Source organism: Mesorhizobium atlanticum (genome assembly GCF_003289965.1).
Lineage (GTDB): Bacteria > Pseudomonadota > Alphaproteobacteria > Rhizobiales > Rhizobiaceae > Mesorhizobium > Mesorhizobium atlanticum.
On record NZ_QMBQ01000002.1, the window covers coordinates 688,894 to 713,364 of the forward strand.

General features: G+C 63.0%; 28 protein-coding genes. 11 read left to right on the plus strand and 17 right to left on the minus strand.

The window, feature by feature from the left end; translation table 11 throughout:
* Nucleotides 1-74: 74 nt before the first annotated feature.
* Complete coding sequence (locus tag DPM35_RS08310; RefSeq protein ID WP_112126787.1) at nucleotides 75-1,304, minus strand: MFS transporter; 1,230 nt, start codon at nucleotides 1,302-1,304, stop codon at nucleotides 75-77.
* 135 nt (nucleotides 1,305-1,439) lie between these two features.
* On the opposite strand from DPM35_RS08310, the gene DPM35_RS08315 reads away from it, so the two are divergent.
* On the plus strand, nucleotides 1,440-2,309 hold the full coding sequence (locus DPM35_RS08315; RefSeq protein ID WP_112126788.1) for an AraC family transcriptional regulator: 870 nt from the start codon (nucleotides 1,440-1,442) through the stop codon (nucleotides 2,307-2,309).
* 117 nt (nucleotides 2,310-2,426) lie between these two features.
* Nucleotides 2,427-2,990: a dihydrofolate reductase family protein gene (locus DPM35_RS08320; RefSeq protein WP_112126789.1), complete on the plus strand. Its 564-nt coding sequence runs from the start codon at nucleotides 2,427-2,429 to the stop codon at nucleotides 2,988-2,990.
* A 121-nt stretch (nucleotides 2,991-3,111) separates the two neighbouring features.
* Here the strand turns inward: DPM35_RS08320 and DPM35_RS08325 are convergent, their stop codons facing one another.
* The 7 genes from DPM35_RS08325 to DPM35_RS08355 form a co-directional block, all read right to left on the minus strand.
* Nucleotides 3,112-4,047, minus strand: coding sequence for a ribose-phosphate pyrophosphokinase (locus tag DPM35_RS08325; protein WP_112126790.1), 936 nt, complete (start codon nucleotides 4,045-4,047; stop codon nucleotides 3,112-3,114).
* A gap of 173 nt (nucleotides 4,048-4,220) precedes the next feature.
* A complete protein-coding gene (locus DPM35_RS08330) occupies nucleotides 4,221-4,862 on the minus strand; it encodes a hypothetical protein (RefSeq protein WP_112126791.1) in 642 nt (213 codons plus the stop codon).
* A 55-nt stretch (nucleotides 4,863-4,917) separates the two neighbouring features.
* Nucleotides 4,918-6,069, minus strand: a complete 1,152-nt coding sequence (locus DPM35_RS08335; RefSeq protein WP_112126792.1) for a M24 family metallopeptidase — start codon at nucleotides 6,067-6,069, stop codon at nucleotides 4,918-4,920.
* A complete protein-coding gene (gene pgeF / locus DPM35_RS08340; protein ID WP_112126793.1) occupies nucleotides 6,069-6,857 on the minus strand; it encodes a peptidoglycan editing factor PgeF in 789 nt (262 codons plus the stop codon). Before pgeF ends, DPM35_RS08335 begins: the two co-directional genes overlap by 1 nt.
* 87 nt (nucleotides 6,858-6,944) lie before the next feature.
* Complete coding sequence (locus DPM35_RS08345; RefSeq protein WP_112127113.1) at nucleotides 6,945-8,012, minus strand: class I SAM-dependent methyltransferase; 1,068 nt, start codon at nucleotides 8,010-8,012, stop codon at nucleotides 6,945-6,947.
* On the minus strand, nucleotides 8,009-8,863 hold the full coding sequence (lgt, locus tag DPM35_RS08350; protein WP_112126794.1) for a prolipoprotein diacylglyceryl transferase: 855 nt from the start codon (nucleotides 8,861-8,863) through the stop codon (nucleotides 8,009-8,011). The genes DPM35_RS08345 and lgt overlap by 4 nt, the downstream gene beginning before the upstream one ends.
* A 106-nt stretch (nucleotides 8,864-8,969) precedes the next feature.
* Entirely contained in the window at nucleotides 8,970-9,209 is a 240-nt protein-coding gene (locus tag DPM35_RS08355) for a BrnA antitoxin family protein (RefSeq protein ID WP_112126795.1), read from the minus strand.
* 188 nt (nucleotides 9,210-9,397) lie between these two features.
* Here DPM35_RS08355 and DPM35_RS08360 point away from each other — a divergent pair, with 188 nt between their 5' ends.
* The 3 genes from DPM35_RS08360 (at nucleotide 9,398) to DPM35_RS08370 (ending at nucleotide 10,892) form a co-directional block, all read left to right on the plus strand.
* Nucleotides 9,398-9,700: an accessory factor UbiK family protein gene (locus tag DPM35_RS08360; protein ID WP_112126796.1), complete on the plus strand. Its 303-nt coding sequence runs from the start codon at nucleotides 9,398-9,400 to the stop codon at nucleotides 9,698-9,700.
* Nucleotides 9,701-10,013: 313 nt separating this feature from the next.
* On the plus strand, nucleotides 10,014-10,514 hold the full coding sequence (locus DPM35_RS08365; RefSeq protein WP_040989643.1) for a type III secretion system chaperone family protein: 501 nt from the start codon (nucleotides 10,014-10,016) through the stop codon (nucleotides 10,512-10,514).
* Between the two features lie 18 nt (nucleotides 10,515-10,532).
* A complete protein-coding gene (locus DPM35_RS08370; RefSeq protein WP_112126797.1) occupies nucleotides 10,533-10,892 on the plus strand; it encodes a tRNA-binding protein in 360 nt (119 codons plus the stop codon).
* A 158-nt stretch (nucleotides 10,893-11,050) separates the two neighbouring features.
* Here the strand turns inward: DPM35_RS08370 and DPM35_RS08375 are convergent, their stop codons facing one another.
* Both DPM35_RS08375 and DPM35_RS08380 read right to left on the minus strand, forming a co-directional pair.
* A complete protein-coding gene (locus DPM35_RS08375) occupies nucleotides 11,051-12,073 on the minus strand; it encodes a glycosyltransferase family 4 protein (RefSeq protein WP_112127114.1) in 1,023 nt (340 codons plus the stop codon).
* Between the two features lie 222 nt (nucleotides 12,074-12,295).
* Nucleotides 12,296-13,711 (minus strand): ATP-binding protein, encoded by a 1,416-nt coding sequence (locus tag DPM35_RS08380; protein WP_112126798.1) that lies wholly within the window; start codon nucleotides 13,709-13,711, stop codon nucleotides 12,296-12,298.
* A 419-nt stretch (nucleotides 13,712-14,130) separates the two neighbouring features.
* On the opposite strand from DPM35_RS08380, the gene DPM35_RS08385 reads away from it, so the two are divergent.
* Complete coding sequence (locus DPM35_RS08385; RefSeq protein ID WP_112126799.1) at nucleotides 14,131-15,633, plus strand: winged helix-turn-helix domain-containing tetratricopeptide repeat protein; 1,503 nt, start codon at nucleotides 14,131-14,133, stop codon at nucleotides 15,631-15,633.
* 32 nt (nucleotides 15,634-15,665) lie between these two features.
* On the opposite strand, the gene DPM35_RS08390 is transcribed toward DPM35_RS08385, so the two are convergent.
* Both DPM35_RS08390 and DPM35_RS08395 read right to left on the minus strand, forming a co-directional pair.
* Nucleotides 15,666-16,385 (minus strand): response regulator, encoded by a 720-nt coding sequence (locus DPM35_RS08390; RefSeq protein WP_040989639.1) that lies wholly within the window; start codon nucleotides 16,383-16,385, stop codon nucleotides 15,666-15,668.
* Nucleotides 16,372-16,902, minus strand: coding sequence for a MarR family winged helix-turn-helix transcriptional regulator (locus DPM35_RS08395; RefSeq protein WP_425373345.1), 531 nt, complete (start codon nucleotides 16,900-16,902; stop codon nucleotides 16,372-16,374). The genes DPM35_RS08390 and DPM35_RS08395 overlap by 14 nt, the downstream gene beginning before the upstream one ends.
* A 257-nt stretch (nucleotides 16,903-17,159) precedes the next feature.
* Between DPM35_RS08395 and DPM35_RS08400 the strand changes: the two genes are divergently transcribed.
* The 3 genes from DPM35_RS08400 to DPM35_RS08410 all read left to right on the plus strand — a co-directional run bounded on the left by DPM35_RS08400 (nucleotide 17,160) and on the right by DPM35_RS08410 (nucleotide 19,314).
* Nucleotides 17,160-18,053 (plus strand): branched-chain amino acid aminotransferase, encoded by an 894-nt coding sequence (locus DPM35_RS08400; protein WP_095817306.1) that lies wholly within the window; start codon nucleotides 17,160-17,162, stop codon nucleotides 18,051-18,053.
* Nucleotides 18,054-18,199: 146 nt separating this feature from the next.
* Nucleotides 18,200-18,508, plus strand: a complete 309-nt coding sequence (locus DPM35_RS08405) for a hypothetical protein (protein ID WP_040989635.1) — start codon at nucleotides 18,200-18,202, stop codon at nucleotides 18,506-18,508.
* A 164-nt stretch (nucleotides 18,509-18,672) separates the two neighbouring features.
* A complete protein-coding gene (locus DPM35_RS08410; RefSeq protein ID WP_095817308.1) occupies nucleotides 18,673-19,314 on the plus strand; it encodes an MBL fold metallo-hydrolase in 642 nt (213 codons plus the stop codon).
* Between the two features lie 59 nt (nucleotides 19,315-19,373).
* Here DPM35_RS08410 and DPM35_RS08415 read toward each other — a convergent pair whose 3' ends face one another.
* The 3 genes from DPM35_RS08415 to DPM35_RS08425 form a co-directional block, all read right to left on the minus strand.
* On the minus strand, nucleotides 19,374-19,784 hold the full coding sequence (locus DPM35_RS08415; RefSeq protein ID WP_112126801.1) for a BA14K family protein: 411 nt from the start codon (nucleotides 19,782-19,784) through the stop codon (nucleotides 19,374-19,376).
* Between the two features lie 216 nt (nucleotides 19,785-20,000).
* On the minus strand, nucleotides 20,001-20,213 hold the full coding sequence (locus DPM35_RS08420) for a cold-shock protein (protein WP_006202521.1): 213 nt from the start codon (nucleotides 20,211-20,213) through the stop codon (nucleotides 20,001-20,003).
* Between the two features lie 236 nt (nucleotides 20,214-20,449).
* Nucleotides 20,450-20,662 (minus strand): cold-shock protein, encoded by a 213-nt coding sequence (locus tag DPM35_RS08425; RefSeq protein ID WP_006202520.1) that lies wholly within the window; start codon nucleotides 20,660-20,662, stop codon nucleotides 20,450-20,452.
* 448 nt (nucleotides 20,663-21,110) lie between these two features.
* Here DPM35_RS08425 and DPM35_RS08430 point away from each other — a divergent pair, with 448 nt between their 5' ends.
* Nucleotides 21,111-21,503, plus strand: coding sequence for a Kazal-type serine protease inhibitor domain-containing protein (locus tag DPM35_RS08430; protein WP_112126802.1), 393 nt, complete (start codon nucleotides 21,111-21,113; stop codon nucleotides 21,501-21,503).
* A 198-nt stretch (nucleotides 21,504-21,701) separates the two neighbouring features.
* Nucleotides 21,702-23,336 carry a tetratricopeptide repeat-containing sulfotransferase family protein gene (locus tag DPM35_RS08435; RefSeq protein ID WP_112126803.1) on the plus strand — a complete coding sequence of 545 codons (1,635 nt, stop codon included), beginning with the start codon at nucleotides 21,702-21,704 and terminating at the stop codon, nucleotides 23,334-23,336.
* 145 nt (nucleotides 23,337-23,481) lie between these two features.
* Here DPM35_RS08435 and DPM35_RS08440 read toward each other — a convergent pair whose 3' ends face one another.
* Nucleotides 23,482-23,835, minus strand: coding sequence for a DUF1428 domain-containing protein (locus DPM35_RS08440; protein WP_042640215.1), 354 nt, complete (start codon nucleotides 23,833-23,835; stop codon nucleotides 23,482-23,484).
* A gap of 191 nt (nucleotides 23,836-24,026) precedes the next feature.
* Nucleotides 24,027-24,443 carry a VOC family protein gene (locus DPM35_RS08445; RefSeq protein ID WP_112126804.1) on the minus strand — a complete coding sequence of 139 codons (417 nt, stop codon included), beginning with the start codon at nucleotides 24,441-24,443 and terminating at the stop codon, nucleotides 24,027-24,029.
* Nucleotides 24,444-24,471 lie beyond the last annotated feature (28 nt).

Consider the following 24,471-nt stretch of genomic DNA (forward strand, 5'->3'; position numbering starts at 1 on the left):
AGATGCCGCCGGGTTCGGAACCGTCAAGGTTCCGAACCCGGCGACGATCGTTGTTAGCCGCTGATCCGGCCAGTTCAGGCCTTCCGCGCTTCCTTCATATTCGGCAAAAACACCGTCAACAGGCCGAGGAAGGGCAGGTAGGAACAGACCTGAAAGACGAAATCGATGCCCTTCATATCGGCGATGACGCCGAGCACGGCGGCGGCGATACCGCCTATGCCGAAAGCGAAGCCGAAGAAGATGCCGGCGATCGTGCCGACCCGGCCCGGCACCAGCTCCTGCGCGAACACCACGATGTTGGAGAAGGCCGACGACAGGATCAGGCCGATCATCACGGTGAGCACCATCGTCCATTCCAGATTGGCGTAAGGCAGTGCCAGCGTGAAGGGCAGCACGCCGACGATCGAGAACCAGATCATCGCCTTCTGTCCGTAACGGTCGCCGAACGGGCCGCCAAGCAGGATGCCCAGCGCCGAGGCGCCGAGGAACAGGAAGAGCATGACCTGGCTCGTCTGCACCGAGACGCCGAACTTATGGATGGAATAGAAGGTGTAGTAGCTGGAGAGCGAGGCGATGTAGGCGTTCTTGGTCAGCACCAGCAGCGTCAGCACGGCGAGCGCGCCCATCACCTTCTTGCGCGGAAAGGGCGACACATGGGCAGCCTGCTTGCGGGTGGCCTGCGAGGCGCGCATGCGGTTGTACCAGCCGCCGACCTGCCACAGCACGAAGATGCCGATCAACGAGCCGACGGCGAACCAGGATATGCTGGCCTGGCCGAACGGCACGACGATAAAGGCGGCGAGCAGCGGGCCCATGGCCTGACCGAAATTGCCACCGACCTGGAACAGCGACTGCGCCAGGCCGAAGCGGCCCCCCGAGGCGAAACGGGCGATGCGCGAGGATTCCGGATGGAAGATCGCCGAACCGATACCGATCAGCGAGGCGCCGACCAGAAGCAGCACATAGTGGCCGGCATAAGCCAGCACGATCAGGCCGACCAGCGACGAAGCCATGCCCCAAGGCAAGGAATAGGGCATAGGCCGCTTGTCGGTGATCATGCCGATCACCGGCTGCAGCAACGAGGCCGTGACCTGGAAGGTGAAGGTCAGAAGGCCGATCTGCCAGAAATCGAGACCGTAATTCTCTTTGAGGAGCGGGTAGATCGCCGGCAGCAGTGACTGCATGATGTCGTTGATGCCGTGGCAGAAGCTCACCGAAAGGATGACGGCAAAGACCGTCGCTTGCGCCGAGGTGCTGCTTGCCGTCGCCGGCGCGGCGACGGAGTTGGCGGTCGTATCGGTCAAGGCAAATGCTCCGTAGTCTTTTTGGCGGCGAACCGCAGCAGTCTCATGGGATAGGACGCTTGCCTTATAATCGGCTTGAATGGCGACTTCTTTCGTGGTTTGGTCCAATAGTTTCGCAAGTGGGCCACATATCTAATGCCGCATGGCCGGGAAATCTTCAGAGGCGACGCCGCCGAGCTGGGCCGGCTGCATGAAAGTCGCTGGCAGTGGCTGGAGGAGGCGGTTGGACCGGCGGTGGCGCTGCCGACCGAATATCCCGACGGCTACCACGTGCCGCGCCACCGCCACAGCCGTAGCCAGCTGCTGCACGCGCTGGTCGGTGTGGTTCTGGTGACGACGAAACACGGCCGCTGGATGGTGCCGCCCGATCACGCGATGTGGATACCGGCCGGCATCGAGCATTCGGTCGAGATGCTGGGCGATGTCTCGATGCGCTCGGTCTATGTGATGCCGAACGCCATTGCTGGCCTGCCGGAGGGCTTGCGCGTCGTCGGCATCACCGAGCTGATGCACAGCCTAATCGTTGAATCGGAGAAATTGCCGCAAGGCGGCGAGCTCGAAGGGCGGGCAGCCCTGGTGATGGGACTTCTGCTGCACGAGATCCCGAACCTGCCGGAACGCCCGCTCGGCCTGCCGTTCCCATCCGATCCGAAGCTTGCGGCGCTTTGCCGGCGCTTCGTGGCTGCCCCTTCGCCGCATGCGACGATCGACGAATGGGCGGACGCAGCCGGCATGAGCCGCCGCACCTTCACCCGCGCTTTCCAGCGCCAGACCGGCCTGTCGCTGTCGACCTGGCGCCAGCAGGCCTGCCTGTTCGCCGCGCTGCCCAGGCTTGCCGATGGCGAGCCGATCACCAGGGTGGCGCTCGATCTCGGCTACGACAGCGTGCCGGCATTCACCACCATGTTCAAGCGCATGCTCGGCGCTTCGCCGCGCGGCTACATGCGCGGCGCGCGCGATGCCGGTGAAAGCCCGCGGCGTGGAGGCGGTCCGCTCGCCGCGTGAAACCGCGCCGCGGCATCCGGCCGATGCGCGGCCTCACTGGGTTCCATCCAGACTTCTGATTGCAAATTGCAATCAGATATGATTCCTTTGCGGGAGCGTGAAATCGGAGGAAACCCTATGGCGACGATCGTCTATGCCATGCTGACATCGCTGGATGGCTATATTGCCGGGCCGAGCGGAAACATCGACCTGCCGGTTCCTGAAGAAGAATTGCACCGGCATTTCAACGAGGAGATGAGGCGGACTTCGATCGTGCTCTGCGGACGCCGGATGTATGAGACCATGCGCTTCTGGGACAGCCCCGAACGGGAGATTGGCGCTGAAGACGTCGAGCGGGATTTTGCGCGCGCCTGGCGTGAAACGCCGAAGATCGTGTTTTCGACCACGCTTGAAGAGGTTGGACCGAATGCCCGTCTGGTTAGAAATGACGTGGAGGCGGTAGCAAAGTCGCTCAAGGGGGAAGCAACCGGCGAGATTTCCGTCTCCGGGGCGGAATTGGCCTCCCATCTTGCGCGCGCGGGCCTGATCGACGAGTACCGGCTCTATGTGCATCCGGTCGTGCTGGGTGGCGGCAAGCCGTATTTCCAGTCCGGCCTGTCGTTGGCGTTGAAGCCGCTCGGCACAGAGCGCCTTGCGCAAGGCGTCACGCTCTTGCGTTACGCGCCCGTGGAAATCGATTAGAGCAATTCCAGGAAAAGTCTGGGCGGTTAGGCTCGGCGACTTCGCCGTAGCCTTCCGTCCGGAATTGCGTAAAAACAAGGAGATAGAGCGGTTCGCCGTTTCCGTGAAACGGTGAAACGCTCTAGTCGAACAGGCTCGAGACCGACTCTTCCGTCGCCGTGCGCGAGATCGCCTCGCCCATCAGGTCCGCGATGGAAATGACGCGAATATTCGGTGCGTCGAGCACGCCCTGCGTCGGCTGGATGGAATCGGTGATCACCAGCTCCTGCAGCTTCGAGCTGGCGATACGGGCGACGGCGCCGCCCGACAGCACGCCATGGGTGATATAGGCGGTGACGGAGGTCGCGCCGTTGGCCAGCAGCGCGTCGGCCGCATTGCACAGCGTGCCGCCGGAATCCACGATGTCGTCGATCAGCAGGCAGTCCTTGCCGGCGACCGCGCCGATGATGTTCATGACTTCCGATTCACCGGGGCGCTCGCGGCGCTTGTCGACGATGGCCAACTGCGCGTCGAAACGCTTGGCCAGCGCGCGCGCCCGCACCACGCCGCCGATGTCGGGCGACACGACCACGACATTGCCGAGCTGCTTGTATTTGGCCTTCACGTCGCGAGCCATCACCGGCACCGAGAACAGATTGTCGGTCGGGATGTCGAAGAAACCCTGGATCTGGCCGGCATGCAGGTCGAGCGTCAGCACGCGGTCGGCGCCGGCGCGGGTGATCATGTTGGCGACCAGCTTGGCCGAGATCGGCGTGCGGCCGGAGGCGCGGCGATCCTGCCTTGCATAGCCGAAATAGGGGATGACCGCCGTGATGCGCCGCGCCGAGGAGCGCATGAAGGCGTCGATCATGATGAGCAATTCCATCAGGTGGTCGTTGGTCGGATAAGAGGTCGACTGCAGGATGAAGACATCCTCGCCGCGCACGTTTTCCTGAATCTCGACGAAGATTTCCTGGTCGGCGAAGCGCCTGACGCTGGCCTTACCCAGCGGGATGTTGAGATAGCGAGCGACCGCCTCGGCCAGCACCCGGTTGGAATTGCCCGCGAAAAGCTTCATGCACCGTTCCTGGTGAAGGATGGAGAGACCCGACAGACTCTCATGAGCCTTTTAAGCGGGCTTTTAGCGGCCCGCGCCGGTATTGCAAGCCTCGTTGTGGGGAATCCATCCGGCGACCGCAACAAACACGGAAAACATCGCAAGCCGGCAACAGTTCGGCCGGCATGGTCCGGTCAACCGGCGCCGCCGCTGCCGAGCCACGCGGCGAACTGATCGATCGTCTGGTCGGCGATGGCCTGCATGGTCGCGGGCGCCACCGTCGGCCAGCCCTCGCCGCTGCCGACCGCTGGCGCTTTTTGCTGGCCATTGATGCGATGCAGGCGGTTTCCCGAGGGGTCGTAAATGTCCCAGACGTAGATAACGGTGGTGTCCTTGCCCTCGGACATCGTCGAGAAATAGCCTTTCAGCACGTGCGTCGCCGTCTGGTCGGTGCTGCCGACAAGCGTCAGGCCACGCTGTTTGGCGCGGGTCTGCAGTTCCGCCGTCAACGGTGCCGCCGCGTCTACCGACGCGCCGACGATCGGCGCCACCTGCAGGCGCGTCTTCGCGAGAACAGCGGTCTGGGCCGGTGTCCTGGAAGTGGTGGGTGAGGATGTCATGGGCGAGGCTGCGGCGGAAGGCGCGGGAGAAGGGGCAGGCGCGGTCGCGGTCGGGGTTGTGGCCGTCGTCGATGTGCCTTGCGGGGCGGACGAGGACTGGGCCGAACTCGTCGGCGGAGTGATGGCCGAAGGTTCCAGCACGTCCTTGGCGTTGGTGCAGGCGCCGAGCGCCAGCGCCGCAAGCAATGACACGGTCGTCACCCGCGATCGTCTCATTTGCTTGAAAACTCCCTACTGGCGAACGCCCCCGCGTGAACGAACCATTATGGATTCACTGCACGATCAAGTCGAGATCATGGCGCGATAGCGGCTTCGGCGCTGATTCCGTGGTGAGGTAGGTGCGGCCGAGCGTCATCGCTGTCTCGGTCTCGGAGTCCATGATGATCATATGCGCGAACAGCGTCATGTTGGGCGCGATCGGTTCCGGGTTGCCCTGATAGAACATCGGCATGTCCATCCAGGACGGCGTGAAGCGGGCGCCGACCGAGTAGCCACAGGCGTTCAGCCGGTGCTTGGTCAGATTGTGCGCCTCGAGCGTGCGGGCATGCGCGTCGAAGACGTCACCGAAAGTGTTGCCAGGCGTCATCGCCTTTTCGACGGCGAGCAGCGCGGCTTGGGAAGCGTCGAACAGTTCCTGATGGCGCTTCGACACCTTGCCCGTCAAAATGGTGCGCATCATGGGGGCATGATAGTGGTGGAACACACCGGCCCATTCGAGGGTCAGCTGGTCGTTCTTGGTGAGCTTGCGGCGGCCGGCCTTGTAGCGGCAGAGCAGGGCATCGGCACCTGAGCCGATAATGTATTCGTTGGCGGGATAGTCGCCGCCGCCGGCAAAGACCGCGCCCTGCATGGCGGCGAGGATGAGCCCTTCGTCGCCGCCTTGCCTGATCAGCGGCAGCGCCGCGTCCAGCGCGTCATCGGAAAGATTGGCGGCCTTTTCCGCCTTGGCGATCTCGGCCGGGCTCTTGAACAGGCGCAGCCGGCCGACGATTCCTGAGGCATCGGCGATCTGGCCGAAGGTCTGCAACTGCTCGTCGAGGCGGCGGCCGTTATAGGCGGTCAGGCCGTGGGTGTCGTATTCGACGCCGATGCGGGCGCCGAGCAGGTCGAGGTCGTTGAGGAGGTTGCGCAGGTCGATCGCCGGGTTGGCGCCCTGACGATCGGTCCACAGCACGATGTTTTCGATGGTCGAGGTATGGCGCGCTTGCCTGAGATCAGCCGAACGGGTGAGCAGCACCATCGAGCCGTCGGCCTTCACCACCAGGCACTGGAAAAAGCAGAAGCCAAAGGTGTCGTAGCCGGTCAGCCAGTACATGCTCTCCTGCGCGAACAAGAGCACGGCGTCGAGCTTCTTTTCGGCCATCTCGATCAGCAGCCGGTCACGCCGCGCGTCGAATTCCGAACGTTCGAAATGCAGCGCCATTACTCTTTCTCCAGTACGATTGCCGAAACCTGACGCCCGTAATCCGCTTCCTTGCGGTGGGTGGTGCGCCGGTAGGAATAGAAAAGATCTTCTTCCGCGTAGGTGCAGCGGCCAAGGCCTTCGGCGGTCACGCCGGCCTTGCGCAGCCGGTCGACCGTATATTGGTTGAGGTCGAACATCGAGTGGCCCACCGTCTTGGACGGCCTGAAATAGCGGGCATTGCCGGCGTCGGCCTCGACGAAGCGTGCGACGAATTCAGGCCCGACCTCGTAATTGTCGGGGCCGATCGAGGGGCCAAGCACCGCGACGATGCGGTCGCGGCGGGCGCCGAGGCCTTCCATCGCCAAGACGGTGTTTTCGAGCACGCCGGTGAAGGCGCCCTTCCAGCCGGCATGCGCGGCGCCGATGACGCGCGCCTCGGCATCGGCGAACAACACCGGCCCGCAATCGGCGGTCGATGCGCCGATGGCGATGCCCGGACGGTCTGTGACGATGGCGTCGGCTTTCGGACGAGAACCGGCGAATGGTTTCCTGGCGACAACGACATCCGGCGAGTGGATCTGGTGCGCGGTCAGCAGATGGTCCGCGGGCACGCCCATCCAGTCGGCGACGCGCCGCCGGTTCTCGGCGACCAATGTCTGGTCGTCGCTGGAGCCCGTGCCGATGTTGAGGCCCCGATAGATGCCGTCGGAGACGCCGCCGATGCGGGTGAAGTAGCCGTGGCGTATGCCTTGCGCCTTTTCGAGCTGCGGCGAGCGAACTGGATCGGGTCTTGTCTGATTCAGCATGGTTGGGTTGTCGTCCGTGCAAGGCGGGTTCGTCAAGGCGAAGTTCGGAGAACGAAGCGGACCAGCCGGGGAGGCCGTTCACCGATTTCAGGCGGCTTTCGCCGCCGGCAGGACCTTCATCACCTTGAACAGATCACCCATTGCCTCGGGGCCGGCCAAACGTTCGACCGCGTCCGAGATGGCTTGACGTGTTTCGGCATCGGCATTGGCGCCGAGTGTGCCGGCGCGTTCGAGCAGGCCCATGCCGAGCAGGAATTCGCCCTGGGTCGACAATTGCACGTCGAGACCGTGGGCGCGCGCGATGTCGGCAAGAACTGCGAAATCGACGTGGGCGGTGAGGTCGGCTTCGCCTGGATTGGCCAAAACGTCCTCGCGCTGGTGACGGCGCAGCGCCTGGAAAGTGTCGCCGATGCCCGGCTGCAGATGGCCGTAGTCCATGAAAAGGCCGGCGCCGCCCTGGCCGGCTATGCGTTCGGCGATCCGCGCCATCAGCGCCGACCGGGCAGGCGCCACCTCGACGACGGCGCCTTGCGGCGCGTCGGCGGCGCCGGGGGGCAGCAGCGCCGGGTCGACGGAACCCGCGCCGGCGAAGAAGTGCAGTTCATCGGCACCATCGAGGCCGATCACGCGCTCGCGCCAGCCCGTGCCGACATAGACGAACTGCCGGATCGGCACCGCGTCGAACAATTCGTTGCCGACGATGAAGAGCGGCTGTAGGGGCAGCGTGTCGATGGTCTGGTGCCAGACAAGCGCATCGCTATGACCGGCGAGCGTCTGTTTCTGGATTTCAGCCAGGCGCGGGCTGGTCTCGATCATGGCAAAGGAGGCGCCGGCCACCAGCGCCGGGTCTAGCTGGGACCAGGTGCGCAGCATGTCCTTCATCAGCGTGCCGCGGCCGGGTCCGATCTCGGCAAAGGTGGCGGGTTGGGGACGGCCGGCACCCTGCCAGGCCTGGTAGAGCCAGACAGCGACGAGCTCGCCGAACATCTGGCTGATCTCAGGGGCAGTGATGAAGTCGCCGGCGGCGCCGAAGGGCTCGCGCGTCGTGTAATAGCCCTCGTCGGGATCGAACAGGCAGAGCGCCATATATTCGCTGACCGGGATCGGCCCCGCCGCGCCGATCAGGCCAATGATGCGCTGCTTCAGTGTGCTCATGCCGCCCGCGGCTGCGGCGCCGGCTTTGCAGTCGCCATCGCCCAAATGCCGGCAAGCACCATCGGTGTGGACAGGATCATGCCCATGGTCAACCAGTTGGTGCCAAGCAGATAGCCGAGCTGCTGGTCGGGCTCGCGGAAGAATTCGACGAAGATGCGCGACAGGCCGTAGCCGCAGATGAAGGCGCCGCCGACGAAGCGCGGTGTCTTCAGCTTGAGCCGCGAATGGGTGAGGAAGCGCAGCACCAGGAACAGCACCAGGCCTTCGAGCAAGGCCTCATAGAGCTGGCTTGGGTGGCGTGTGAACGGGCCGCCATTGGGGAACTCGATCGCCCATGGCACGTTCGAGGGTCGGCCCCAAAGCTCAGAATTGATGAAGTTGGCGACACGCACAAGGCCGAGCCCGACAGGCACGCCCGCCGACACCACGTCGAACAGTGTCCAGGTGGGAATGCGGCGCCTGAGCGAGAACAGCGTCATCGCAAGGATGACGCCGAGCAGGCCGCCATGGAACGACATGCCGCCCTGCCAGACGGCGAAAATGTCGAGCGGATGCGCGATGTAGCGCGGCAGATCATAAAACAGCACGTAACCGGTGCGCCCGCCGAGCACGACGCCGATCGCCGCCCAGACGATGAAATCGTCGAGATCCTCGGGCTTCATCGGCAAATGGCCGTCCGGCCAGAGGCGGATGTTGGTGACCAGCCGCTTGGCATACCACCAGGCAAAGAGGATGCCGACAATGTAGCCGACGCCGTACCAGTGCACCGCCAGCGGTCCGATGTTGACGATGACCGGGTCGATGTTGGGGAAGGGCAGGGAGGCCAGCGGCAAAAGGAAATATTCGCTCAAAACGGGGATCCCGGTGACGGTCACGAGTGCGCGCGGACCATGCGGCAGGGTTTTGGCGGGGTCAAGGCAAGGTGGCGATTGCCTTGATCGCTACAGATGGCGGTTTTCAAACCGGCGGTTTGCCTGCGACAATTTGCTTTAGAGCGTCGTTGATCCTGTCCTGCCAGCCTGGACCATCTTCCTGGAAGTGGTCCAGCACGGCTCGATCGATTCTGATCGAAACAAGCTCTCTGACGTTCGGTGCGCTGGCGGGCTCGCGAATCGCGGCCGCTGGTTTCTTGACCGGTTTGAAGGCGGCTTCTGCGGCGGCCATCGGATCTGTCGGTCGGCGCGGGGTGGTTGCCATTGGTTGACCCTGACTGAAGAGTGCTGAAGCAATGCAACACACTAGGCGATTTGGCGCCTTCAAGTACAGCCGCGCAAAGGCACTGCTGCGCTATGCGCCATAGCAACGCACGGGGCGCATTGGCCCTTAACGTTCTTGCATTCCGCGCCGCGCGCCACTACGTCAAAATGACAAAGCGAGGATCTGCCATGGCGACCGGACCGAACCGCATTCTCGACGAATTCGCAAAGATCATGACCGATGCCGCGGGTGCCGCGCAGGGCGTGCGGCGCGAGGTGGAGACGGCGTTCCGGGCGCAGGCCGAGCGCATGCTGAATTCCATGGATGTGGTGCAGCGCGAAGAATTCGAGGCTGTGCGAGAGATGGCGGTCAAGGCGAGGGAAGACAACATCCAGCTGGCGACGCGCGTTGAGGCGCTCGAGGCCAAGCTTGCCGAACTGACCGGACAGGCCGCACCTGCGGGTGCAGCGAAGCCCCGCGCAAAAAAATAATCGTTAAACTTTTCCACATAGCGCGATCCGAAAAATCGCTTTGCCGTGAATCGCTTACCGGCATTGCATGAATCTTCGTGACAGCCACCTTTCCACATGCGGATGACGCAGTGCGAAAAATTGGGCTGTTCACGCGACTCCCGATCAATAGACTGAATTTGTTGCATGATTCGAAGCAGGGTCATGCGCCGGGCGGTGGGGTCCGGTTGGGTCTTTGCGTTGGAAAGTCCTGACCGTCCGAGTTCTAGACAAGATTGTTCGTCGTGTGTGCCCCGCGGAGCGTGTGGCGCTCCCCTGAACACAGGAAGCATTCATGGAACTCCTCGAACTCGAATTCTCCCGCGAAATCCACCCGGTGGATGTCATCGAGCAGGTGGCCCACAACAATGACTGGTCCTTCGAGCGCGCCGGCGACGACGAGATTTCGATTTCGGTGGCCGGCAGTTGGACCGACTACCATGTCTCCTTTTCCTGGATGGAGGATTTCGAGGCGCTGCATCTGGCCTGCGCCTTCGACATCAAAGTGCCGGAGACACGCGCGCTGGAAGTGATGCGGCTGTTGTCGCTGATCAACGAGCAGATGCTGTTCGGGCATTTCGATCTGTGGGAGCAGGAAGGCGCGATCATGTTCCGGCAGTCGCTGCTGCTTGCTGGCGGGGTCGAGCCATCGAGCCAGCAGGTCGAGGTGCTTCTGTCTTCGGCACTGGAGGCCTGCGAATGCTATTTCCAGGCCTTCCAGTTCGTCGTCTGGTCGGGTACATCGGCCAAGGACGCGCTGTCCAGCGTGCTCTTCGAGACCCACGGAAACGCCTGAACCAAGCCAATATTGCCGATGAGTTCCAGCAGCGAGCGCAAGCCCGAGATCAGCTTTGCCGATTTCGACCGTGTCGATATCCGTGCCGGCACGATCGTCGAGGCCGAACCGTTTCCGGAAGCGCGCAAGCCGGCAATCAAGCTGAAGATCGATTTCGGCCCGGCCATCGGAATTAAAAAGTCGTCGGCGCAAATCACCAAATACTACGCGCCGGAAACGCTGGTCGGCCGCCAGGTCTTCGCGGTGGTCAATTTTCCACCGCGCCAGATCGGCCCGTTCATGTCCGAGGTGCTGACGCTTGGCTTCCCCGATGAGGAAGGCGCTGTCGTGCTTGGTGCCATAGAGCGCAGGGTGCCGGATGGCGGGCGCCTATTCTAGGATGCGTCGATATTTCAGGTGGGGCCGGCTTGCGAATGGCGGTCTCCTGCGCTGCCGGTGCTCACGTACTTCAGGTACGCTCCGCGCCGGTTCTCGGAGCCCACCATTCTCAGCTCGGCCTGACCTGAATCTCGGCGCATCCTAATCGCCGCGTTGTATCAGGCTGCCAGTTTACGCGTCCTGCCCAGTGCTTCGTCGACCACGTCGAGGAACATTTCGGCGCAGGCCTTCCAGCTGTAGCGCATGGCGCGCTGACGCGCTTCGGCGCGATCGACTTCAAGCGCCTTCATCGCCGCCTCGCCCAGGTCGTTCGATACGGCTCCGCCGATGCCATCGCCGACAATGTCGATCGGTCCGGTCACCGGATAGGCGGCGACGGGCGTTCCGCTGGCCAGCGCCTCGATGATGACGTTGCCGAAGGTGTCGGTGCGGCTTGGAAACACGAACACATCGGCCGACGCGTAGATCTCGGCCAGTTCGTCGTTCGGGCGGTGGCCAAGGAAATGCGCGTTGGGATAGCGCGCCTTGAGCTTCGCCAGTTCCGGCCCTTCACCGACGATCACCTTGCTGCCGGGCAGGTCGAGATCGAGAAAGGCGGTCAGGTTCTTCTCGATCGCGACGCGGCCCACGCACAGGAAGACCGGACGCTGAAATCCGGTTTCCTTGCGCTTGTCGGGCCGGAAATGGTCGGTGTCGACGCCGCGCGTCCAGGGCCTCAGCTTGTTGAAGCCGCGCGCCGCGAGATCGTCCGCCAGCGATTGCGTGGCGACAAGCGTGCCCTGTCCGGAATTGTGGAAGTCGCGCAGCCAGTTGTAGGCCCAGCTCTCCGGCACCGGCAGGCGGGCGCTGAGATATTCGGGAAAACGCGTATGGTAGCTGGTGGTGAAGGGGCGGCAGGCCTTGCGGCAGTAGCGGCGCGCCATGATGCCGAGTGGACCCTCGGTGACGATGTGGATGTGGTCGGCCTTGCGCGTTTCGATGAGGCTCGCGACACGACCTGGCGTCGTCAGCGCAAGCCGGATGTCGGGATAGGTTGGCATCGGCAAGGTGCGAAAGAGGTTCGGCGTCAGGAAGTCGAGCTCGACGTCGAAGGGCTTCAGCGCCTCGGTGAGGCGTTCGAGCGTGTGCACCACGCCATTGACCTGCGGCCGCCAAGCGTCGGTGACCATCAGGATGCGCATGGCGATCCCGGTACGCATGACGGCCACTTGCAATGGCTCCTGAGCGCGCCGGCTCGGTGCCGGAACGGCAGCCAGGCGGCAGCTCGCGCCTCGCTCCAGCGCACCCGGGCAGGGGCGGGATCGAAGCGGGGCGGCAGAGCCGAATCAACAAGGGTCGCGCGCTTCATGCGCGCTCTTCACCATGATTTCATGACGGGCGGATGAAGCCTGTCTTGGCTCTGCTTACGCAGGCACCTTGATCACGGCTCGCAGGCCGCCGAGCGGGCTGTCCTCGAGGCTGATGTCGCCGCCATGGCTGCGGGCGATGTCGCGGGCGATCGACAGGCCAAGTCCGGTGCCGCTGGCGTCCAGGTTGCGCGCCTCGTCCAGTCGCAGGAATGGCTTGAACACCTCTTCACGCTTGTCGGGCGCGATGCCCGGCCCATTGTCGTCGATGGTGACGGTGAGCGAGCCATGGCCGTGGTTGGCGTGGACCTCGACGGCCTTGGCATAGCGGAACGCATTGCCGATGACGTTCGAAAGCAAACGGGCAAAGGCGTTCGGCCGCACATGCACGGTCGGGTCGCCGGTCAGCGTCGTCGTGAGCTTGCAGCCACGCAATTGCGCCTCCTCGCCAAGCTTCTGGAAATAGGTTTCGAGGTCGAAGCGTCCGGCGTCCTCCGCGGACTCGCCGCGGGCAAAAGCGAGATAGCCTTCCAGCATCGACTGCATGTCGTCGATGTCCTGGTTGAGCGCGGCCTTGGTCTCGGCCTTGCCGCCGGCCAGCGCCAGCTGCAGCTTGAAGCGGGTAAGGATGGTCCTGAGATCGTGGCTGACGCCGGTCAGCATCGCGGTGCGCTGCTCGATCTGGCGCTCGATACGCTCACGCATCTGGATGAAGGCGAAGCCGGCGCGACGGACTTCCTCGGCGCCGCGCGGGCGGAAATCGCGCGGCATCGGCCGGCCCTTGCCAAAGCTCTCGGCGGCCTCGGCCAGCGTCAGGATCGGCCTTATCTGGTTGCGCAGGAAAGGAACGGCGATCATCAACAGCACCAGCGAGGTGCCGACCATCCAGATCAGGAAGATATGGGTGTTGGAGGCATAAGCCTGGCTGCGCCGCACGAAGACGCGCAGCACCTTGCCTTCCAGCTGGACACGGACCTCGACGACATTGGAGTTGCCGACCGTGTCGATCCAGAAGGGGCGATTGATCTGCCTGGTAATCTCCGACGACAACGCGGTGTCGAGAATCGAGAAGAATGGTTTCGGCCCGGGGGCGGGCAGCGGGTCGGGCGGCAGAAGGTCGACCTTCAGCTGCATGCGGTCCTGGGCGATGCGGATGATGTTGGCGTAGTCGGCGTCGTGCGGGTAGGTCTCCATCATGTCGATGATGGCGGCGATATCCGCGATCGTCGCCTGCGACAGGCGCTGGGTGACCGTCTGCCAATGGCGCTCCATGAAGACGAAGGCGACCACCGACTGCAGCAGGATCATCGGCGCGATCACGATGATCAGCGAGCGGGCGTAGAGCCGCTTCGGCATATAGAGCGCGACCAGGCGCCAGAACCGGTTCCAGGCGCGCGGCATCGCCCTCAGCGTCCGCATTGCGAAATCGCCGGGGCCGCCGCCGTTGGGCTTTTCCAGTTGCGTGGTCGCCATTCGCCCTTCCGCTCGTCGATGGCCTGTTCAGCAAAGGGCCTTCGACGGTAATCTACTAGACGCCGAGCCGTTCTGGAATAGCCGTGACAGTTCAGACAGTTAGGACGTCAAACAGCCCATTGTTCGGCATTGATAACAAAGGGCTTTTCTCAAAATTGTCAAACCATCGGGTTCGGTATCGCCAGAACGGGGCAGGCTAGATTCGAAATAGGCCATTTTCAGGAACACACAAGCGAGGCCAGCCGAGATCGAGGCAATTGGGCCGCCGCTGCATTGCTGAGAGTGCAAACAGTTAGGCTGTGCGCAGAGTGCCGGCAGCTTTGCGCCTCATTTCGCCGGTGTGCGCGCTCGAGAGAGATTGCCCCAGAGAATTTGCGCGGTCCCTGTTCCGACAACTTGGGAACATCTAATATGCCCAAATGCAGGGGTCGCGCATCGCCTTCGGTCCGTTCGTACTCGATCCAGACATTGGGACCCTTCTGAAAGGCCAGGTCCCGATTACTATTGGCCATCGTGGACTTACGCTGCTTGCTGCACTTACCGCACGGCCAGGTGAGATCCTGACCAAGGCCGAGCTGATGGACGCGGCCTGGCCGGGCACCGCCATCGAGGAAGGCAACCTTACCGTCCAAATCGCGACATTGAGAAAGGCACTGGGCCAGACTGACAACGGCGGTGAGTGGATCGCCACGGTGCCTCGCGTCGGCTACCGCTTCACCGGGACTGTCGAACCGGCGGCCAGCGCATCCTTCAGAGAGATACCGCCATCCGGCAAGCCGTCGATTGCGGTGCTGCCCTTTGTGAATTTGGGCGGCGATCGGGATCAGCAGTACCTGAGCGACGGAATAACAGAGGACATCATTACAGAGCTGGCCAGGTTCCGTTCCCTGCTCGTTATCGCGCGCAATTCATCATTTCAGTTTCGCAATCCTACATTGGACGTTGCGGAAGCACATCGCAAACTCGGAGTTCGCTACCTCGTCGAAGGCAGCATACGAAAGCTCGGGGATCGCATTCGCATCACCACGCAATTGATCGACGCCGCCACCGGCACTCACCTGTGGGCCCAACGGTACGACCGAGCCCTCAACGACATCTTCGCATTGCAAGACGAGGTTGCGGCTCTGATCGCCTCAATGGTGGAAGGCCAAGCGGAGGCCGATTCGGCGAGCCGCAGCAGACGCAAGCGTCCGGCCGATTGGGACGCATACGACTACTACCTGCAGGGGCGGGCACACTTTCATCGGTATGAGTTGGATAAGTCCGAGCGCCTCTTCGCGCGGTGTGTCGAGCTCGATTCGACATTCGCTCAAGGCCATGCCTTCCTGGCGCAGGCCCTCGTGGGCAGATTTTGGTACGACAACGATCCGCTGACGCTACAGAAGGCCCTGAATTCAGCACATACGGCGCTCGCGCTCGACAGGAGCGATGGCGTCTGTCACCAGAGTATGGGGCTGGTCCTTACGCACATGCGCCAACATGGCGATGCGGGATTGCATTTCGAGCAAGCGCGTTCGCTGAACCCGCTGGACGTGAACATAGCGGGGGACTACGCAAGCTGGCTCAACTACGGCGGACGGGCCGAGACGGCGCTCAACGTGCTCGAAACTGCGCTCCTGCGCGACCCGTTACCACCGATTTGGTTCTGGGAGGTGAAGGGTAGCTCCCTTTTCCTGCTCGGGAGGTACTCGGAAGCCGTCGGCTCATATCAGAAGGCCGGCGACCATTTCTTCATCCATGCCTTCCTCGCAGCGTCGTACGCGCATTTGGGCGAGACGGAGAAGGCGCGCGCCGAGGTCGAGGAAGCATTCACGAGAAAGCACGACCTGACTGTCCGGCTGATTTCAGGTCTCCCCTTCGCCGACCAAACCGCCCTCGAACTTTTCGCGTCAGGCTTCGCAAAGGCGGGTTTTCCCGTGTGAGGCGAAAGCTGCGTTCCAGATTCATCGGGCGGCTATTCTACACTGAGCCGATACCCGATACCGCGCACCGTCTGCAGCCACACCGGGTTGGACGGATCGCGCTCGATCTTGCGGCGCAGCCGGTTGATCTGCACGTCGATGGTGCGCTCGCCGACATCCGATTCATCGCCCACCAATTCATGGCGCGGTATGGTCTCGCCCGCTCGCGCGGCGAAAATCGCGAGGATCTCCTGCTCGCGGTCGGTCAGCTTAAGCGCCTCGCCGCCCCGCTTCAATTCGCGCTTGGCGATCTGGAACGTGTAGGGCCCGAACACCAGCTGTTCCACCTTCGGCGTCGCGGCCGGGCCGCCACGGCGCAGGATGTTGTTGATGCGCAGGATCAGCTCGCGCGGATCGAACGGCTTCGGCAGGTAATCATCGGCGCCGGCTTCCAGCCCGGTGATGCGGCTGTCGGTCTCGGACAGCGCCGTCAGCATCAGGATCGGCACGTTCTTCTCGGCCCGCAGCGCCTTGGTGAGGTCGACGCCGGTTTCCCCCGGCATCATGACATCGAGCACCAGCAGGTCGAAGTCGAGACCGGCGAGCTTGCGCCTGGCCTCGCCGGAATTGCCGGCGACGGTGACGCGAAAGCCATTCTCGGACAGATACTGCTTGAGCAGGTTGCGGATACGCGTGTCGTCATCGACAACCAGAAGATGCGGCGCGTCATCGTCGGGCGCGGCCGGATGATCAACCTTCTCAATGGTCTCCATGGTTCTTCCCCGATGTTTGCGCAGGCACAATGTCGATCTGCGCTCTTAGTTCCGGATTGACCATCGCTTCCAGGAAACGTTCGATCGTGGCGCGCTCGGTGGCTCCGGAATCCTCCAATGCCGCACGGATGCGGCGCGACTGTGGCCGCGCCAGCGCCAAGGCCAGCGCGCGGCCCTTGGCGGTCGGGTAGAGTTCGCGCTGCCGGCGGTCGCGCGGCCCCTGCACCTGGACGATATGATCTGTATCGATCAGCTGCTTCAAAACCCGCGCAAGGCTCTGCTTGGTGATCTTCAGCACATCGAGCAGTTCGGCGACGGTGAGGCCCGGCCTGCGGTTGACGAAGTGCAGCACGCGGTGATGGGCGCGGCCGAAGCCGTAATCGGCGAGGATCTGGTCCGGGTCGGAGGTAAAGTCGCGATAGGCGAAGAAGAACAGTTCGATGATGGCGAAGTCGATGCCGTCCTCATCGGTGATGGCAGTCCTGATCGGTTTTCCGGCTGCGGGGCTCGTCATCATTTCTCCATGCGAGGCGGGAATTATGTCAGTACTATTGACGTAATTTCCGGGCAATGATAATTTTTGACAAGCTTTTCGGCGGATTGCGAACGAAAAGGCAAGAGGAAGCCGTTTTTCCGGAACTTCCTGAGTTTGCCACGAATTGAATATCCGCCTACGCTTTCAAGCACTGGCCGGCGTTTCGGACCCTGTGACGGGGCCGGCATGAAGGCTATAAAACACAACGATTTGCGGGCGCCCGCCCGCGGGAGGTTTCCATGGCATCCGTTCCCTTCGATCAACTGGACGGCTTCATCTGGATGAACGGCGAGTTCGTCAAATGGGCCGACGCCAAGATCCATGTGCTGACCCATGGCCTGCACTATGCCAGCGCCGTCTTCGAGGGCGAGCGCGCCTATGGCGGCCAGATCTTCAAGCTGACCGAGCATAATGAGCGTCTGCATGAATCGGCACGCCTCTTGGGCTTCAAGATCCCCTATCCGGTCGCGGAGATCGACGAGGCCTGCCGGACGCTTTTGAAGAAGCAGGGCTTCCAGGATGCCTATGTGCGCCCCATCGCCTGGCGCGGCAGCGAGCAGATGGGCGTTTCGGCGCAGAACAACCGCATCAATTGCGCCATCGCCATCTGGCAGTGGCCGAGCTATTTCGACCCCGCGCAGAAGCTCAAGGGCATCCGCCTCGATGTCGCCGAATGGCGCCGGCCCGATCCGCGCACCGCGCCGTCCAAGTCCAAGGCCGCCGGGCTCTACATGATCTGCACGCTGTCCAAACACGCCGCCGAGGCCAAGGGCTACGCCGACGCCATGATGCTCGACTGGCGCGGCCAGGTGGCGGAAGCAACCGGCGCCAACATCTTCTTCGTCAAGGACGGCAAGATCCATACGCCGACGCCCGACTGTTTCCTCGACGGCATCACCCGGCGCACGGTGATCGGCCTGGCCAAGGACCGCGGTTTCGAAGTGATCGAGCGCGCCATCATGCCGGAAGAGCTCGAAGGTTTCGAGCAGTGCTTCCTGACCGGCACCGCGGCCGAGGTGACACCGGTTTCGGAGATCGGTCCATACCGATTCGAGGTTGGCGAGATCGCCAAGACCTTGATGAACGACTATTCTGCTGCAGTGCAACCAAAGCATGCGATCGCCGCAGAATAGCGATAGTCACAGCTTTTTTGTGCAATAGGGGCGGTTTTCGGGCCGCCCTTTTTATTTAAGCTTTCATGCATTTGACTTTCAAACGGTTCGGCGTCTCATGATGGTGTCGGCCCTTGGAGGCAGGCGGCTATGGAGGGAATAGTTACATGGACAGCAACACGATTATTCAGATCGTTGTACAGGTAATTGCCGGCGTTATCGGCGGCCAGGCGGTTGGCGCGGCGCTGAAGCAGGCGGCGATGGGCCAGCTTACCAAAATCCTCGGCGGCGCGATCGGCGGCGTCGGCGGTGCGGCCATCCTTGGCAGTCTGCTGGGCGGCGGTGGTGTCGACGCGGCGGCGGCGGCGGGCGGAATCGGCAGCGCGCTCGACCTCAAGAACCTTCTCGGCGGCGTCGGCGGCGGCGCCATCCTGACCGGCATCATCGGCGCGGTCATGAACGCGATGAAGAAATAAGGCCCCTCGCTTCAAGTTTTCAGGTGGGCGGCTTCGGCCGCCCATTTTCGTTTCCAGGATATTTGCGCTGGCCGGCAGTGGACGGCGTTTGCCCGCCTGTCTACATCAGGGCGACAACAGGAGCGGTTCAGACTTTTCCTGGAATTGCTCGAGAAAGGAAAGCCATGGGTCAGCTCAATGCCGGCATCGTGCCGGTCACGCCGTTCCAGCAGAACTGCACCATATTGTTCGACATGGACGACAAGAACGGCGTTGTCGTCGATCCCGGCGGCGATATTGACCAGGTGCTCAAGGCGCTGAAGGACAACGCCATCAAGGCCGGCGCGATCTGGATCACGCATGGCCATATCGACCATGCCGGCGGCGCCATGGAGCTGAAGGAGGCGCTTGGCATCGACATCATCGGCCCGCATGAGGCCGACAGGCCGCTGCTTGCCAATCTCGAGAACCAGGCCAAGCGCTTCGGCCTCACCGATCCGGTGCGCAACTGCGTGCCGGACCGCTTCCTCACCGAAGGCGAGACGGTGTCCTTCGGCAATCACGTGTTCGAAGTGCTGCATTGCCCTGGGCACGCGCCGGGCCATGTCGTCTATTACAACCGCGCAGCTAAATTCGCGCATGTCGGCGACGTGCTGTTCCGCGGCTCGATCGGCCGCACCGATCTGCCCGGCGGCGACCACGCCGCGCTGATCGCCTCGATCAAGGACAAGCTTCTGCCGCTTGGCGACGATATCGGTTTCATCTGCGGCCATGGGCCGGGCAGCCGTTTCGGCGACGAGCGGCGGAGCAATCCGTTCTTGACCTGACCGCATAAGAAAAGCGCCGCTGGACGCGGCGCTCTTTAGGGCAGGGAACCCGGATCAGATCAATTGGCGACGCAGAAATGCTGGTCGCCATCGCTGCCGGTGTAGGTGCCGGTCCGCGAATTGAAGGTGCGATAGCGGTCCGAGCAATATTCGTACCAGGCCCTGGTCCACGGCTCGGCATAGCGGTCGGCATAGACGACGCGCGGCTGCACATAGTAGCGGCGCACCGGCCGGTCGACATAGTAGTCGTCACCATAGGCCGGTTCGTAATAGCGCGGCCCGGGGTTGCTGAGCGCGCTGCCGATCAGGGCGCCGGCCGCCAGGCCGACAACGCCGGCGGCAAGGGCGTCGCCGCCATGATGGCGATGATGGTGCCAGCGCCAGTCATCAGCATTGGCCGACGAGAAGGTGGCCAAAGTGGTCGCGGCGATGCCTGCGGTCAGGGCGGCGGTCTTGAGAAAACGGTTCATTTTCGGTCTCCTTCGCGCCGGCCCGCGCATTTTCGGGGGATGCGGACCGGCTTTAGCAAAAGTTAATAGAAGACCGTGGCTGAACGGAGGCTGAACGGAAATCGGCGCAATCGATTTTTTCGAGGCCGGTTATTTTTCGAAAGTCCGGGCACAAACCCGTTCCGGGCGGGAGCGGTCCCGCCTGAAAAGCCTCCGTCGGATCCGTCGTGAGCCGGCTTAGCCGATCGACAGATTGACGGCCTTCGGACCCTTGCCGCGCTTGTCCGGCTCGGTGTCGAATGTCACTTTCTGCCCATCCTCAAGACCGGGAAGGCCCGACGCCTGCACAGCCGAAATGTGGACGAAGACATCCTTCGCGCCATCGTCGGGCGTGATGAAGCCGAAGCCCTTGGCATGGTTGAAGAATTTGACGGTGCCGGTCTGCGGCATGGGAAACTCCTTTGATCCCATCAAGTCAAGTCTCGGGCCGGCAAATTGCCCGAGAGGAAATTTGTCCTTTATTTTAGCGCTATCGGCAAGAGAAAGTTTTCGCCTGCCGATCCAAGGATTTGCGCGCAAAAAAGGCGCGACGGTTCAGTCGCGCCTTCGCAATTTCGAGCCTGTCCAAAAGCCCGTCTATGATCCTGCCGCATCATTGCATCCGCAAGGACAGGCGGTTGCGCCGATCAGGCGGCGCGCAGGTTGACCGCCTTCGGGCCTTTGCCCATGCGGTCCGGCTCGACGTCGAAGGTGACCTTCTGGCCGTCGACCAGCGTGCGCAGGCCAGATGCCTCGATCGCGGAAATGTGGACGAACACGTCCTTGGCGCCGCCGTCCGGCGTGATGAAGCCGAAGCCTTTGGTGGCGTTGAAGAACTTTACGGTACCGGTCTGGGCCATTGGGGAAACTCCTTCACCCGTGTCAGTCTTGTGGTTTGCCCGCTGCCTCGCGCCTTGGGCAAATCCCGGTGGTTGCTTCGGCGGTCATGCATTCGCGCATGGTCAAACCCCCCGCCGAAAAACGGGGCTGTCAGAGATTCACACTTATCGGGGAAAGGTCGTCCAAAACGTTCCGCTCTCCGGGTCGCAAATGCCCGAACGGGGAAATTTATTACACGGAAACGTGATGGTTGCAAGACGACGGTCGCGGGCGGCCTGCGGCGCGTCCAACGCTGGGCCTCGATAGACCCCGTGCCGGCATGGGTCATCGGCCAGAGAAGAGCCAAGCATGGGCCAGAGCGAGGCTGTCGGCCAAGGGCTTGGCGGCACCACAAACGGTGGTTGCGTTCGCCGCGGGGAATGCGAGGATATCGGGAGTTGACGTGGGGCGCCGGACGGAGGAGGACACATGCGCTTGCTGGCGATCACTCGGGAGGGCCCGGTCATTTTCATTCTCGCGGCGTTGCTCGCGGCCTGTACCGTGGTGGTCGACGACGGGCCCCGGCCGCGACCGCCCAGGCCGCATCCGCAGCTCTGCACCACGCAATACCAACCGGTCTGCGCCCGACGCGACGGCGAGCGCCAGACCTTCGCCAATGCCTGTCTGGCTGAAAGGGAAGGCTACCGCATCATGCGTGACGGTCCTTGCCGCGACGGCGGTGGTGGAGGCGGCGAGCAGGCATTCTGCACGCGCGAATACGCCCCTGTCTGCGCCAGGCGCCAAGGGCAAGTGCGCACCTTCCCGAATGCATGCGAGGCCCGCGCGGCGGACTATCGCATCGTCGGCGACGGGCCGTGCTGAGAAGCAACGCGGTGTCCGTCCCAACAGGCGGGTGTAGACACAGCAACGCGCGTGGTGTTGCTTAGCCTTGAATCTCTTGCCCGCATGGCTTAGGTCCGACGGACCAACAAACACGGCAGGTTTCCCATTAACAGAGATCAAAGAAGAGCGGCGAATGCGGGCGGCAAGTCGGGAACGGCCAGCCCGCTCGATCCCTATGTGCAGCGGGCGCTGCAACTGCACCAGGCCGGGCGCCGTCAGGAAGCCGAGGCGCTCTACCGGCAGGTCCTGGGGCAGCAGCCGAACCATGCCGCCGCCTTGCATTTCCTCGGACTGCTGCTGCACCAGACCGGCCGCAGCGAGGAGGGGCTCGAGCTCATCGAACAGTCGGTGACGCTGCAGCCTAGGAACGCCGACTTCCTCAACAATATGGGCACGGTCATGCGCGACCTCGGTCGCCTCGCCGCCGCGGTCGATTTCTTTCGCGGCGCGGTGGATATCAAGCCGGACCAGCTGGCCGCGCGCGACAATCTCGGTTCGTCGCTGAAGCAGCTCGGCCAGTTCGACGCCGCCGAGGAGATCTATCGCGGCACGATCGGCCGCAACCCGTTCCATGTCCGTGCCCGCATCGGGCTTGCGGAAACGCTGCAGGAGGCCGGGCGGCTGGATGAGGCGATCAAGCTGTTCCGCGAGTCCCTGTCGATCCGGCCGAAAGACGCTGAGCTGCTCTACGGGCTGGGCGTGGCCATGATGGAGAAGGGCAAGCTCGGCGAAGCCGCCGATCTTGCCCGACAGGCGGTGACGGTTGTTCCCGGCATGGCCAAGGCCTGGCTGCTTTTGACCCAGGTCAAGCGTCAGACCGAACGCGACAAGGAGCTTTCCGGCATGGAGGCCGAGCATGCCAAGGCCCCGCAGGGCAGCCTGGCGCGCATGCAGCTTTCCTTCGGTCTCGGCAAGGTCCATGACGACCTCAAGGACTATGGCCGCGCTTTCGACTATTTCGCCGAGGGCAATGCCATCCGCCGCCAGGGCATCGACTACGATCCGGTCCGCACGCGCGGCGAATTCGAGGCGATGAAGGCGGCCTTCGACAAGGCCTTCTTGGAGAAGCACCGGACGAGCGATATTTCAGACGACACGCCGATCTTCGTCGTCGGCATGCCGCGTTCAGGCACCACGCTGGTCGAGCAGATCATCGCCAGCCATCCGCAAGTCTATGGCGCCGGCGAGTTGAGCATCCTGAAGACGGCCGTCGGCAAGCAGTTTCCGATGAGCATGCCGGGTGGATTTCCCGCCGGGATCGCCGATATGCCCGACAAGGCCTTCGCCGAAGCCGGTCAGGGCTATCTCGACATGCTGCATAGCCGCTATCCGGGCTACCGCCATGTCACCGACAAGATGCCGGGCAACTTCATGTTGGTCGGATTCCTGCACATGATGCTGCCGAAGGCCAAGATCGTCCATTGCGCCCGCGACGCGGCCGCCACCTGCCTGTCGATCTTCAAGGTGCATTTCCGCGGCGACAGCCACCGCTACGGCTACGACCTCGGCGAGCTCGCCGATTTCCACAACCTCTACACCGACATCATGGCGCATTGGCGCAAGGTGCTGCCTGGCGTCGTGCACGATGTGCGCTATGAGGATTTCGTCGCCGACCAGGAAGGGCAGACGCGGGCGCTGATGGCGTATCTCGGCCTGCCTTGGGACGACAAGGTTCTGTCGTTCCACGAGACGGACCGGCCGGTGCGTACCGCTTCCGCCGCGCAGGTTCGGCAGCCTATGTATCAGGGCTCTGTCGACCTGTGGAAGCGTTATGGGGACAGGCTGAAGCCGCTGCTGGACAAGCTAGGCTGATATTGAGGTGAGGCCGGCCTGCGAACGGCGGTTCCCTGCGCTTCCGGTGCTCACGTACTTTAAGTACGCTCCGCTCCGGTTCTCGGAAACCACCATTCTCGACTCGGCCTGACCTCAATCTCAACCCAGCGCGAGGCCGAGTTCCTCAAAGCTCGATAAATGGCTGGAAGCCGCCGAAGATCATGCGCTTGCCGTCGAACGGCATGGCGGACCAGTCCATCTTGAGACGCTCATCGGCCATCACCTTGGCCATGACCGCGTCGCGGCTCTGTCTGGATTCGTAGACGACCCAGGCGAAGATGACGATCTCGTCGTCCTTCGCCTGTACGGCACGCGGGAACGAGGTCAGCTCGCCATAGGGCACGTCGTCGCCGATGCATTCGACATAGGAGAGCGCGCCGTGCTCCATCCATATCGGGCCCGCGGTGTTGGCCAGCTTCTTGTAGTCGTCGAGATTTGCCTTCGGCACGGCAATCACAAAACCGTCGACATAGGACATGACGAAACTCCATGGTTGGGCGCGGCTTTCCCTTCCCCCCTGCGGGAGAAGGTGGATCGGCGCGCAGCGCCGAGACGGATGAGGGGGGTACTCCAGCTTGGCGCCAGGCTTACCCCTCACCCGGATTGCCAGCCGATTTTGCGAAGGGCAAATCGGGGCAATCCGACCTCACAGGGGGAGAGGTGGACGGCTCACTTCACCGGCGCGTTCATCGCCCAGGCGATGCCGAAGGGGTCTTTCACCTGGCCCCAGCGGTCGCCCCAGAACATCACCTGCAGCGGGGTGACGACCTCGCAGCCGGCATCGACCGCGCGCTGCCACCAGGCATCGATGTCGTCGCTGCCGAGATGGAGCTGCAGCGTGTAGCCCTGCGCCGGCTGATGCGGGTGACCGTGTTCCGGATAGGCGTCGCCCAGCATCAGCGTCGAGCCGTTGACGTAGAGATGGATGTGCATGGTGCGGCCCTTGTCGTCCGGCGGATAGGCGAACACTTCCTCCGCGCCAAAAGCCTTCTTGTAGAATTCGGCGGCCTTGATGGCGCCGTCGACCTGCAGGTAGGGGGTCAAACCGCCAAGGACTTTGGCGCGGGGCGGGGTCTGGTCGTTCATTCTCGTGTTCCTCTTCACGGGGTTTGAT